The organism is Ensifer sp. NPDC090286, assembly GCF_044769565.1.
Lineage (GTDB): Bacteria > Pseudomonadota > Alphaproteobacteria > Rhizobiales > Rhizobiaceae > Ensifer.
Window position 1 is genome coordinate 1,055,600 of record NZ_JBIVYF010000003.1, and the last position, 12,509, is coordinate 1,068,108.

At 62.8% G+C, this 12,509-nt stretch carries 11 protein-coding genes; 6 read left to right on the forward strand and 5 right to left on the reverse strand.

Features of this window, described 5'->3' with window-relative positions:
- Window positions 1-22: 22 nt before the first annotated feature.
- Together ACIQUG_RS20385 and mepA are read right to left on the reverse strand one after the other, a co-directional pair.
- Complete coding sequence (locus ACIQUG_RS20385; RefSeq protein WP_402323701.1) at window positions 23-403, reverse strand: methylglyoxal synthase; 381 nt, start codon at window positions 401-403, stop codon at window positions 23-25.
- A 102-nt stretch (window positions 404-505) separates the two neighbouring features.
- Window positions 506-1,546 (reverse strand): penicillin-insensitive murein endopeptidase, encoded by a 1,041-nt coding sequence (gene mepA, locus ACIQUG_RS20390; RefSeq protein WP_402323702.1) that lies wholly within the window; start codon window positions 1,544-1,546, stop codon window positions 506-508.
- A gap of 231 nt (window positions 1,547-1,777) precedes the next feature.
- On the opposite strand from mepA, the gene ACIQUG_RS20395 reads away from it, so the two are divergent.
- From ACIQUG_RS20395 to ACIQUG_RS20415, 5 genes are all read left to right on the forward strand, one after another.
- The gene (locus ACIQUG_RS20395; RefSeq protein WP_402323703.1) at window positions 1,778-3,637 is read left to right on the forward strand and encodes an extracellular solute-binding protein; all 1,860 of its coding nucleotides are present in this window, start codon (window positions 1,778-1,780) and stop codon (window positions 3,635-3,637) included.
- A gap of 171 nt (window positions 3,638-3,808) precedes the next feature.
- Window positions 3,809-4,891, forward strand: a complete 1,083-nt coding sequence (locus ACIQUG_RS20400) for a microcin C ABC transporter permease YejB (protein ID WP_043622746.1) — start codon at window positions 3,809-3,811, stop codon at window positions 4,889-4,891.
- On the forward strand, window positions 4,891-6,027 hold the full coding sequence (locus ACIQUG_RS20405) for an ABC transporter permease (protein ID WP_043622749.1): 1,137 nt from the start codon (window positions 4,891-4,893) through the stop codon (window positions 6,025-6,027). Before ACIQUG_RS20400 ends, ACIQUG_RS20405 begins: the two co-directional genes overlap by 1 nt.
- An 8-nt stretch (window positions 6,028-6,035) precedes the next feature.
- The gene (locus ACIQUG_RS20410; protein ID WP_402323704.1) at window positions 6,036-7,664 is read left to right on the forward strand and encodes an ABC transporter ATP-binding protein; all 1,629 of its coding nucleotides are present in this window, start codon (window positions 6,036-6,038) and stop codon (window positions 7,662-7,664) included.
- A gap of 8 nt (window positions 7,665-7,672) precedes the next feature.
- Window positions 7,673-8,632, forward strand: coding sequence for a 2-hydroxyacid dehydrogenase (locus ACIQUG_RS20415; protein ID WP_402323705.1), 960 nt, complete (start codon window positions 7,673-7,675; stop codon window positions 8,630-8,632).
- Between the two features lie 143 nt (window positions 8,633-8,775).
- Here the strand turns inward: ACIQUG_RS20415 and ACIQUG_RS20420 are convergent, their stop codons facing one another.
- The 3 genes from ACIQUG_RS20420 to ACIQUG_RS20430 form a co-directional block, all read right to left on the reverse strand.
- On the reverse strand, window positions 8,776-9,630 hold the full coding sequence (locus tag ACIQUG_RS20420) for an NlpC/P60 family protein (protein ID WP_043622755.1): 855 nt from the start codon (window positions 9,628-9,630) through the stop codon (window positions 8,776-8,778).
- Between the two features lie 6 nt (window positions 9,631-9,636).
- Window positions 9,637-9,987 carry a helix-turn-helix domain-containing protein gene (locus tag ACIQUG_RS20425; RefSeq protein WP_043622758.1) on the reverse strand — a complete coding sequence of 117 codons (351 nt, stop codon included), beginning with the start codon at window positions 9,985-9,987 and terminating at the stop codon, window positions 9,637-9,639.
- An 87-nt stretch (window positions 9,988-10,074) separates the two neighbouring features.
- Window positions 10,075-11,466: a leucyl aminopeptidase family protein gene (locus tag ACIQUG_RS20430; RefSeq protein WP_402323706.1), complete on the reverse strand. Its 1,392-nt coding sequence runs from the start codon at window positions 11,464-11,466 to the stop codon at window positions 10,075-10,077.
- Between the two features lie 131 nt (window positions 11,467-11,597).
- On the opposite strand from ACIQUG_RS20430, the gene ACIQUG_RS20435 reads away from it, so the two are divergent.
- Complete coding sequence (locus ACIQUG_RS20435) at window positions 11,598-12,422, forward strand: tetratricopeptide repeat protein (protein WP_043622763.1); 825 nt, start codon at window positions 11,598-11,600, stop codon at window positions 12,420-12,422.
- Window positions 12,423-12,509 lie beyond the last annotated feature (87 nt).

A 12,509-nucleotide genomic window follows, 5' to 3' on the forward strand; every position in this document is an offset into this window, starting at 1 on the left:
TATCCACCCGCCGGAGCCCGCATCATCTGGGGTTGAGGTCGATCAACTGCTCGGCCGTTGCACGGTTGAGCGCCATCGGAATGTCGTAGACGATGGCGAGACGCATCAGCGCCTTGACGTCGACATCGTGCGGCATGGCGGTCAGTGGGTCGACGAAGAAGATCAGCAGTTGCACTTCGCCGGTCGCGATCATCGCGCCGATCTGTTGGTCGCCGCCCAGAGGACCGCTTTTCAGCCGGGTGATATCGAGGCCTGGGCAGACGTCGAGAACACGGCCGCCGGTCGTGCCGGTGGCGACGATCCGCCAGTCAGCCAGTACCGCCTCATGCGTCTTGGCAAAGTCCGCAAGATCGTCCTTCTTCTGATCATGCGCGATCAGCGCAACACATTTCCGATCCGCCATGCCGGGCCTCGCATCAATATTTAAATCGATTTGATTGCCCTATACATGAGCGCCACGGGAATGGGAAGGCTGATGCCTCCCCACCCCGCTCGGGTCGCTGGCCTACTGCAGCGTCGGACGCGCCATCGGCACAGGGATATCGGCCGGCGGGACATCGCCAGACGCACCGATCACCTGCTCGATACTATCACTCGCTGCGGCCGGCGCGGCAGCCCGGTAGGCCGTGCCAAAAGTGGCGGCCGCTTCCGAGGCGGGCGCCGGGCCGTTGAGCACGAGAGCGCAGGCCTTCGGCAGGTCGGCAAGCGTCGTCACCTTCGGCTTGACCGGCTTCTTCGTCGGTTTTGCCCACGGCTCGTCGGTGAACCACCAGGCCAGCGACTTGTCGCAGCCGTCGCCGGCCGGCACCTCCGCCTGGTCCTTGCAGGTCGAAGCACCCGCGGGGCACTTGATGCGGATGTGGAAGTGATAGTCGTGGCCGTAGATCGGCCGAACCTTGCCGAGATTCGTGCGGTCGCCCGTCCAGGTATCGCAAAGCTTCTTCTTGATCGCCGGATTGACGAAGACGCGCTCGACCTGCGGATAGCTCGCCGCCAGCATGATCAGCTGCGCGTGCTTCGGCGTCCAGATCGAACGGTCGACCGTCAGGAACTTGTTCTTCTGCAGCATCGAGGTGGCGGAGATATCCTCGCGTTCGCGATAGGTGAGCGTGCGTTGCGGCATTGGGGTGAGCCAGATATCGGCATCGAGCCCGATCTGATGCGAGGCGTGGCCCGACAGCATCGGCCCGCCGCGTGGCTGCGAGATATCGCCGAGCAGCAGACCCGGCCAGCCGACCTTGTTGGCGGCGTCATGGGAAAACTGCTCGATCAGCGCGATCATCTGCGGGTGGCCCCAGCGGCGGTTGCGCGACAGCCGCATTGCCTGCCAGGTCGGCCCGTCGGTCGGGATGGCGACACCGCCGGCAAGACATCCCTTGGCATAGAAGCCGTAGGAATTTGCCGCCATCTCGGCAGGCAGAGCCTTGGCGCCGAAGAGCGTCTTTGCCGGCACGTCGTCGGCCGCGGCGTTGTCGGCGATCAGGAGGCTGGTTCCAAGCAGCAGCGCAAGAAACGCCGAGCCGCAACGTCGAAATGGAGCAATCATTGAATTTCGTCCCGTTTGTCTCGCAGACAGCAGCGCCGATCTACGCATGCCGTGTCCGGCGAACCCCATCCTAAGGCCCCGTCTTTGCCTCAGCCTTACGCGTTACACGCGTGTGAATCACCGGGATGTGACTCAAAAATTTGGCCTGATTTGCGGCGGTGCCTGTCATTTGCCCTGATTTCGCCTATGCTCTCGCAAAAGAAGATTGAAATATAAAGGGGTAAGGGCTGGATGCCATACGTCTGCAGGACCATGAAATCAGGCCTCGCTGCCTCGCTACTAACAGCGGCGTTTCTTCTCTTCCCTGCTGCAGGCAATGCCCAAGAACAGCCCGTCTGGCGTCACGGAACATCGTCAATCGGTGAGTTGAAATACAAGCCTGGTTTTGCGCGCTTCGACTATGTCAATCCTGACGCTCCCAAGGGTGGAGAGCTGCGCCTGTCGGAGAGCGGTACCTTCGACACCTTCAATCCTATACTCTCCAAGGGCGAGGCGGCGAGCGGCGTAACCTCTCTCGTCTTCGATACGTTGATGAAATCGGCCGAGGACGAGATCACCACCGCCTATGGGCTGCTCGCCGAGGGCGTTTCCTATCCCGACGATATCTCCTCCTCGACGTTTCGCTTACGCTCCGAGGCCAAATGGGCCGATGGCCAGCCCGTGACGCCGGAGGACGTCGTCTTTTCGTTTGAAAAGGTGAAAGAGCACAATCCGCTGCTCTCCAACTACTACCGCCACGTGGTTTCGGCGGAAAAGACGGGCGAGCGCGACGTCACCTTCCGCTTCGACGAAAAGAACAATCACGAATTGCCGAACATTCTCGGTCAATTCCCGATCGTGCCGAAACACTGGTGGGAGGGGCAGGACGCCAAAGGCAACAAGCGCGACATCAGCCGTACGACTCTGGAGCCGGTAATGGGCTCAGGCCCCTATAAGATCGCCTCGTTCCAGGCCGGCGGCTCGATCCGCTTCGAGCTTAGAGACGACTATTGGGGAAAGAACCTCAACGTCAACGTCGGGCAATATAATTTCGGCGTGATCAGCTATGCCTTCTTCAGCGACCGAAACGTGCAGTTCGAGGCCTTCCGCGCCGGCAATGTCGACTTCTACCAGGACAACAGCGCCAGTCACTGGGCGACCGCCTATGACTTTCCGGCGATGAAGGATGGCCGTGTAGTCCGCGAGGAGATCGAGAATCCCTTGCGCGCAACGGGCATCATGCAGGCCTTCGTACCGAACATGCGCCGCGAGAAGTTCAAAGACCAACGGGTGCGCGAAGCGCTGAACTACGCTTTTGATTTCGAGGATCTGAACCGCAGCCTTGCCTACAATGCCTTTCAGCGCGTCGACAGCTATTTCTGGGGCACCGAGCTTGCCTCCAAGGCTTTGCCGGAAGGGCGCGAAAAGGCCATTCTGGAGGAGCTGAAGGACAAGGTTCCGCCTGAGGTCTTCACAACGCCCTATACGAACCCGGTCAACGGCGAGCCGCAGAAGGTGCGCGACAACCTGCGCAAGGCACTCGCGCTGTTCAAGGAGGCGGGTTACGAGCTCAAGGGCACGCGTCTGGTGAACACGAAGACCGGCGAGCCCTTCACCTTCGAACTGCTCCTGTCCAATCCGTCCTTCGAGCGCACCGTCACGCCCTTCATCAACAGCGTCAAGAAGATCGGCATCGATGCCCGCATCCGCACGGTGGATGATTCGCAGTACACCAACCGCGTCCGAAGCTTTGACTATGACATGATCTACGGCATCTGGGCGCAGACGCTCGTGCCGGGCAACGAACAGATCGACTACTGGGGCTCCGGCTCCGTCAATCAGCAGGGATCGAGAAACTATGCCGGCATATCCGATCCGGCAATCGACGAGCTCATCCGCCGGATCATCTTTGCACCGAACCGCGAGGAGCTGGTGGCAACGACACGGGCACTCGATCGGGTCCTTCTCGCCCACCACTACGTCGTGCCGCTGTTCTATTCGAAGAACGTTCGTGTCGCCTACTGGAAACAGCTCGTCCGCCCGCAGGAGCTTCCCTACTACGGAATAGGCTTCCCGGACAGCTGGTGGTCGAAAAACGCCTCCCCCAAATGAAGTCCTTGCGCTCGGATGGCGTCTCGATTCCAAATGCAAAAAAACGAATCACTGAAACAAGCCCCGATCCGGGGCCCGCAAGGAGACACAGGGATTGAGACACCATAGACGGCATGCCGACGCTTCGCCGGTCCGGGCCACCGCCCACACGTCGATCGAAAGGCCCGCCTGATGGGTGCCTATATCCTGCGCCGCCTGCTTCTGATGATCCCGACGATCTTCGGGATCATGGCGATTTCCTTCATCGTGGTGCAGTTCGCGCCGGGCGGCCCGGTCGAGCAGGTGATCTCGGACCTGACCAATGCCGGCGGCTCCGATCGCCTGTCGGGCAGCAGCGGCGACCTGATGCAAGCCGGCGGAGACGAGGGCGGGCGCTATCGCGGCGCTCAGGGCCTCGATCCGGAATTCATCGCCAAGCTCGAAAAGCAGTTCGGCTTCGACAAGCCGCCGCTCGAGCGCTTCGCCACGATGATGTGGAACTATATGCGCTTCGATTTCGGCGAGAGCTTCTTCCGCAACACCTCGGTGATCGATCTGATCAAGGAGAAGATGCCGGTCTCGATCTCGCTCGGCCTATGGATCCTGCTGTTCTCCTACGCGATCTCCATCCCGCTCGGCATCAAGAAAGCGGTGTCCGACGGTTCCGCCTTTGACGTGTGGACCTCCGGCATCATCGTCGTCGGCTACGCCGTGCCGAGCTTCCTCTTCGGTATCCTGCTGATCGTCGTCTTTGCCGGCGGCTCATTCTTCGACTGGTTTCCGCTGCGCGGCATCGTCTCCGACAATTTCTGGCAACTGCCCTGGTGGCAGAAGATCCTCGACTACATCTGGCACATGACGCTGCCGCTGATCACGCTGCTGCTGTCGGCCTTTGCGACGACGACGCTGCTCACCAAGAATTCCTTCATCGACGAAATCAAGAAGCAGTATGTGACGACCGCACGGGCCAAGGGCCTCACCGACGGTCAGGTGCTCTATGGCCATGTGTTCCGCAATGCCATGCTGATCATCATCGCCGGCTTCCCCGGCGCCTTCATCTCGGCCTTCTTCACCGGTTCGCTTTTGATCGAATACATCTTCTCGCTCGATGGCCTCGGCCGTCTCGGCTATGATTCGGTCGTCAAGCGCGACTATCCGATCGTCTTTGCTACCCTCTTCATCTTCTCGCTGATGGGCCTGCTCGTAAGTCTGCTGTCGGACCTCATCTATACCTGGGTCGATCCGCGCATCGACTTCGAGCGGAGGGATGTCTGATGGCAAGCGTCACGACCTCCCCGGCCGCTGTGGCGCCGCGTGGCTGGCTGTCACCGGTCAACCAGCGCCGCTGGCAGAATTTCAAGGCGAACCGGCGCGGCTACTGGTCGCTCTGGCTGTTCCTGGCGCTGTTCGGGCTCAGCCTGGTCGGCGAACTCATCGCCAATGACAAGCCGATCATCGCCTCCTACAAGGGCGAACTCTTGTTCCCCGTCGTCATCGACTATCCGGAGGAAAAGTTCGGCGGCTTCCTGGCCGAGACCGACTACCGCTCCGATTTCATCCGCGACGAGATCGAGGCCAATGGCTGGATGATTTGGCCGCCGGTGCGCTATTCCTACCAGACGGTCAATTCCAACATCCCGCATTCGGCGCCGACCAAGCCCTTCTGGCTGATGGACAAGGAAGAGCGCTGCTCCGCCTATCCGGACAAGACGAGCGACCGGAACTGCATCGTCGGCAACCTCAACTGGCTCGGCACCGACGACCAGGCTCGCGACGTCTTTGCGCGCATGATCTACGGCTTCCGTCTTTCGGTGCTCTTCGGCCTGACGCTCACCATCGCCTCGGCGGTGATCGGTGTCACCGCCGGCGCCATCCAGGGCTATTTCGGCGGCTGGACCGACCTCCTGATGCAGCGTTTCATTGAGATCTGGTCGTCGATGCCGGTTCTCTACATTCTGCTGATCATCGCCGCGATCCTGCCGCCGGGCTTCTTCATTCTGCTCGGCATCATGCTCTTATTCTCCTGGGTCGGCTTCGTCGGCGTCGTGCGCGCCGAGTTCCTGCGGGCGCGCAACTTCGAATACGTCAACGCGGCACGCGCGCTCGGCGTCGGCAACGGCACGATCATGTATCGCCACCTCCTGCCGAACGCGATGGTGGCGACGCTGACCTTCCTGCCCTTCATTCTCTCCGGCTCGATCACGACGCTGACCTCGCTCGACTTCCTCGGCTTCGGCATGCCGCCCGGATCGCCCTCGCTCGGCGAGATGATCGCCCAGGGCAAGTCCAACCTGCAAGCGCCCTGGCTGGGTCTTACGGCCTTCTGCGTCATGTCTCTGATGCTGTCGCTGTTGATCTTCGTCGGCGAAGCCACGCGCGATGCCTTCGATCCGAGAAAGACGTTCCGGTGAGCGCGACGATGACAGACCCCCTTCTCTCCGTCCGCGACCTCTCCGTCGCCTTTCACCAGGGCGGCAACACCTCCGTTGCCGTCGACCACATCTCCTTCGACATCAAGCGCGGGGAAACCGTGGCGCTTGTCGGCGAATCCGGTTCGGGAAAATCGGTCTCGGCCAACTCGATCCTGAAGCTCCTGCCCTACCCGTCGGCCAGCCATCCGAGCGGCGAAATCCTGTTCAACGGCAAGGACCTCTTGAGGGCCAGCGATGCCGAGCTGCGCCATGCGCGCGGCAACGACATCACCATGATCTTCCAGGAGCCGATGACCTCGCTCAACCCGCTGCACTCGATCGAGCGGCAGATCGGTGAGATCCTTGAGCTGCACCAGGGGCTGCAGGGTGCTGCGCGGCGCACGCGCATCCTCGAGCTGTTGAACCAGGTCGGCATCCGCGAGCCGGAGAAGCGGCTCAGCGCCTACCCGCACGAGCTCTCCGGCGGCCAGCGCCAGCGTGTGATGATCGCGATGGCACTCGCCAACCGGCCCGAACTGCTGATCGCCGACGAACCGACGACGGCGCTCGACGTCACCGTGCAGGCGCAGATCCTCGAGCTCTTGAAGACGCTCAAGGACGAGCATGGCATGTCGATGCTGTTCATCACCCACGACCTCGGCATCGTGCGCAAGATCGCCGACCGGGTCTGCGTGATGACCAAGGGCAAGATCGTCGAGACCGGGCCGACCGCCGAGATCTTCGCCAATCCCCAGCATGCCTATACCCGCCATCTGCTCGCTTCCGAGCCGAAGGGCAATCCGCCACCGTCGGACGCGTCGAAGCCGATCGTGATGGAGGCCTCGGACATGAAGGTCTGGTTCCCGATCAAGGCCGGGTTCCTGCGCAAGGTGGTCGATCATGTGAAGGCGGTCGACGGCATCGACCTGAAGCTGCGCGCCGGCCAGACGCTCGGCGTCGTCGGCGAATCCGGCTCCGGCAAGACGACGCTCGGCCTCGCGCTGACGCGGCTGATCTCGTCGAAGGGTCGCATCGCCTTCATCGGCAAGGACATCGACCGCTACAGCTTCAACGAGATGCGGCCGCTTCGAAACCGGATGCAGATCGTCTTCCAGGACCCTTACGGTTCGCTGAGCCCACGGATGTCGGTGGCCGATATCATCGCCGAAGGCCTGAAGATCCACGAGCGATCGCTCTCGGACAACGCGCGCGATGCCCGCGTCGCCGCGGCGCTCGAAGAAGTGGGCCTCGATCCCGCGACCCGGTGGCGCTATCCGCACGAGTTCTCCGGCGGCCAGCGGCAGCGCATCGCCATTGCGCGCGCCATGGTGCTGAAGCCGCAATTCGTGATGCTCGACGAACCGACCTCGGCGCTCGACATGAGCGTTCAGGCGCAGGTGGTCGACCTGCTGCGCGACCTGCAGGTGAAGCATGACCTCGCCTATCTGTTCATCAGCCACGACCTCAAGGTCGTGCGCGCCCTTGCCAATGAGATGATCGTCATGCGCATGGGCAAGGTGGTGGAGCAAGGCCCGGCCGAGCGCATCTTCAATGCGCCGAGCCAGGACTATACCAAGGCGCTGATGGCAGCCGCCTTCAACCTCGAAGCCGTCAACTTGACCGCGATCCGCCAATAGGTGTCCGAATGTCCGCAAAAAGCCCCGTCATCGTCGATCTGAAGTTCATTCCGGAGGAGGTCGAGGCGGCGCTTCGCGGGGCCTTCCCGGATCGCGAGGTGATCAACCGCGCCGATGCGGTTCACCACAACCGCGATCTCTCGGGCATCGACTACGCGGTCGTCTGGAAATCGGCGCCGGATCTTTTCGAGCGGGCGCCCGATCTCAAGGTGGTATTCTCCGGCGGCGCCGGCGTCGATCACGTGCTGACGCTGCCCGGTCTTCCCGAGGTGCCGCTGGTGCGCTTCGTCGACCAGACACTGACGACGCGCATGAGCGAGTGGGTGGTCATGCAGTGCCTCCTGCACCTGCGCCAGCACCGCGCCTATGAGGCGCAGGCGACGAAGCGTGAGTGGCGCGATCTGACCCAGCCGGAAGCGGCCGACATCACCGTCGGCGTCATGGGCATGGGCGTGCTTGGCCAGGACGCCGCCCGCAAGCTATCGACCATGGGGTTCAAGGTCATCGGCTGGTCGCGCAGCAAGCGCGATGTCGCCGGCATCGAGACCTTCGGCGGCAACGAACTCGACAGCTTCCTGGCACGCAGCGACTTCCTCGTCGGCCTGCTGCCGCTGACGCCGGACACCCGCGGCATTTTCAACCTGCGCCTGTTTGCAAAGCTCAGCCGCAATGGGCCGTTTGGCGCACCTGTCTTCATCAATGCCGGCCGCGGCGGCAGCCAGGTCGAAGCAGACATACTGAAGGCGGTCGATAGCGGCGTGCTCGCCGGTGCCTCTCTCGACGTGTTCGAGCAAGAGCCGCTCGCCCAGGACAGCCGCTTCTGGACCCTGCCCAACGTCTACGTCACGCCGCACGTGGCGGCATCCTCCGACGTCAAGGCGCTCTTCCGCCATGTGGAGCAGCAGATCGCCCGCTTCGAAAGCGGACAGGCGCTCGAACATGTCGTCGACAAAGTAGCCGGCTACTGATTCAGCGAGAGCGAGGTGCAGCGCTTGCTGCGCCTAAGGCGCTACCAGAGACGCAACGTCTGGTTCCGCAAGGCGGATGGGTGTCTTTCCTTCATCGGCATTGATCGAGGTGGCTCGCTTCTACGGCCCCGCTCGCAGCGCGATCAAGGGCGCCGATAGCCCGTCGGCTGCTCATAGAGCCAGCCGATCCGTTCGATCGAGGCTTCCAACCCTTCGCGCGCAACCGTCATCGTGTGACCGTTGGCATGGATCAGGGTTTCGTCGTCCTCCATCAGCGCGACGTGGCCTTTCCAGAAAACGAGGTCGCCGCGCTTGAGTTCTTCGCGCGCAATCGGTGTTCCCAGGCCCGTCGCCTGCATGTCGGAATCGCGCGGCGCCTGCCTCCCAACCATCATCATCGACAATTGCACGAGGCCGGAGCAATCGATGCCGAAGCCGGAACGCCCGCCCCAGAGATAGGGCGTTTCGACGAAGCGGGCAGCAACCGAGACATAGTCTCCCGGCACGACATTGCCGACCTCGATGCAGTGATTGGCGATGACCGCCTGGCCGCCGTCGAGCAGGAAATAGCGCGTTCCCCGGGTCTCGCGCTCGTCGATAACCGTCAGCCGGCTGCCCATCGACAGCGGATAGACGGTCGGGAAGCGCAGATCATGGCCGGTATAGACGAAGGTGCGCGGCGCGGTCACGACATGGGTCGGGCTCTTGAGCACCGGTGCCAGGCAATATTCCGGAAGGTAGCCGACATAGCCGTCGAGGTCGGCCTTTACCCAGCACCAGCTGTTGCTGGTGTCGAGCACCCGGACCGATTCGCCGAGCAAGAGTTCGGTATCGGTGCCGCAGGCGAGATCGGGCTTGGCACGCAGCGGCGCAACCGGAACCGAGACGCGCGCAACGCTGCCCTCGACATAGCGTTCAGCCTCCACGACGCCGCGAAGGCGGCTTTCGGCAAGGTCTGGTCGATAGGCATTCAGACGGCGATCGGGCAGTGTCGACATATCTACTCACTTCAGCTGCTTGCGGCCCTGATCAATGATCAGGTCACCGAGTTTTTCAAGATAGAGAGCACCCTCAACTGTCCTTTTGATGACGACGTTGCGGCGATCACGATCGTCGCGAACGCGATCGACAAGGCCAAGCGCGCCCATGGTGTCGAGCGCGCGGGTGATGACCGGCTTGGTGACACCGAGCGTCGCCGCCAGTCCGCGCACGGTGTGCGGCGGCGGCACGAGGTAGATCTGCAGCAGGATCGCCAGCTGGCGCAAGGTCAGGTCGCGGCTGTCGACGCGAACCTGGGCGAGCGACACCGAATGCCATAGCCCGAGGGCCTGGGAGGGCGTTAGCTCGATCGGCAATGGCGGCTCCTACGCAAGATACTGATCCGCCACGATAGCGGCGGATCGTTACGCAAGCGTTTCTTTGCCGGCTCCGCCCGGCTGCGATTACTTCGCCATCTTCTGGACGTGCTGATAGAGCGCGCGGATCGCCTGCGCCTCCCCGCCAACCGTCGAATGCGGACGCTCGGACGGAGCCCATCCGAAGATATCGAAGTGCACCCAGCTCTTGGCGTTGGTGACGAAGCGCCGGAGGAAGAGTGCCGCGGTGATCGATCCGGCCATGCCCCCCGCCGGCGCGTTGGTCAGGTCGGCGATACGGGCCGAGACATCCTTGTCGTAGCCGTTATAGAGCGGCATCCGCCACATCGGATCGTCGACCTCAAGGCTTGCTTCCGTGAGATCACGGGCAAGATCGGCATCGTCGGTGAAGAAGGGCGGCAGGTCCGGACCGAGCGCGACGCGGGCGGCACCGGTCAGCGTCGCCATGTCGACGAGCAGATCGGTCTTTTCCTCGTCTGCATAGGCAAGTGCGTCGGCGAGGATCAACCGGCCCTCGGCATCGGTGTTGTCGATCTGAACGGTCAGACCCTTACGGCTGCGGTAGATGTCGCCGGGCCGGAAGGCGTTGGCCGAGATCGAGTTTTCGACCACCGGCACGATGACGCGCAGATCCACCTTGAGCTTGGCGTCCATGATCATCAGCGCCAGGCCAAGCACGTTGGCGGCACCGCCCATGTCCTTCTTCATCAACAGCATGGAGGCCGACGGCTTGATGTCGAGACCGCCCGTGTCGAAGCAGACGCCCTTGCCGACGAGCGTTACCTTTTTGTGGCCCTTTTTGCCCCAGCGCAGCTCCAGCAGGCGCGGAGCTTCGGCGCTGGCGCGGCCGACGGTGTGGACCAGCGGGAAATTCTGCGTCAGCAGCGCCTCGCCCGTAATGACCGAAACATCGGCCTTGTAGTGGGCGGCCAGCGCGCGGAACGCCGCTTCGAGCGCCTCCGGTCCCATGTCGTTGGTCGGCGTGTTGATCAGGTCACGGGCGAGGAACACGCCGGCGAGCTGGCGCTTGATATCCGTTGCGTCCGCATCGGCCGGAATGAGCAGCGTCGGCGGTTCGCCCTTGGCGGACTTGTAGCGCTCGAAGCGATAGGAGCCGAGGCCGTAGCCGAGCGCCAGCCGGTTGGCCGTCAGCGGCGCGGTTTCGATATGCCATTTGCCCGCCGGCAGCGCCCGCGCCAGCTTGCCAGCCAGGAACGGCGCTTCCGACGGATTGCTGCCGAGGCCGAAGAGCGCGCCGCCGAGATGGCCGTCGGCGGACGGGATCAACAGCACCGCGCCGGAATCGGCCGTAAAGCCTGCCTTGCGCGCCCAGTCCAAAGCGATCGGATCGATCGTCCCCGTCTCGATATGCGCCGGCGTGACGGCGAAGATCGGCAGGGTCTTGCCCGCGCTGGTGTTGAACGGCGACGGCCGCTCGATGAACTGATAGGGGGCCATGAAAGTCCTCGGCTGACAGAGATGGAATCGCGCCATTAACGCTCTGTTAGGGTTAACAGATTATTGCTGGAGTGAAAGTTGCGCCGGTGTTGTCTGAAGTTCAGGTGCGCGAATGCATGCTGGGGACACACATGGCCAAATATACGACCTCATCCTCGAAACACGCCCGTTTCTTCCAGGGCGCGGCAATCGCGCTGGTGGCGCTTGCCCTTGCCGGCTGCGCCAACCAGCCGAAGAAGGAACTGACGACGGGGTCGATCTCCAGAACGTCGAAACCGGTGCAGTCCATGACCGCGACCGAGCTTTCGGCCGCTGCCGAAAGCATCGGCCAGGCCTACGAGAAGAACCCCAAAGACCGCGAAGCGGGCCTCAACTACGCCAATCTCCTGCGCATGACCGGCCGCAACGAACAGGCGCTTGCGGTGATGCAGCAGGTCGCGATCAACCATCCGTCCGACCGCGAAGTGCTCGGCGCCTACGGCAAGGCCCAAGCCGCCGCCGGCCAGCTCGAGCAGGCGCTTGCGACGATCGGCCGGGCGCAGACGCCCGACCGTCCGGACTGGAAGCTGAAATCGGCCGAGGGCGCGATCCTCGACCAGCTGGGCCGCGCCCAGGAAGCGCGGCTGCGCTACCGCGAGGCCCTCGAGCTCAAGCCGAACGAGCCGTCGGTGCTCTCCAATCTCGGCATGTCCTACCTTTTGACCAAAGACCTTCGCACCGCCGAAACCTATCTCAAGTCTGCGGCAAGCCAGCCCGGCGCCGATAGCAGCGTGCGCCAGAACCTCGCGCTCGCCGTCGGCCTTCAGGGCCGCTTCCAGGAAGCCGAGACGATCGCCCGCCAGGAGCTTTCCAGCGAGCAGGCCGAAGCGAACGTCGCCTATCTGCGCTCGATGCTGTCGCAGCAGGGCGCATGGAAAGAGCTCGCCAAAGCCGACGACAAGAAGGTCGCCAACTAAAGGCGAACCGCATTCTTAGGAGACGCCCTTGGCGCCTCCAGGCTTCCGATCTACTGCCTAAACAGTCCAAGTCTGCCGCGCACATTT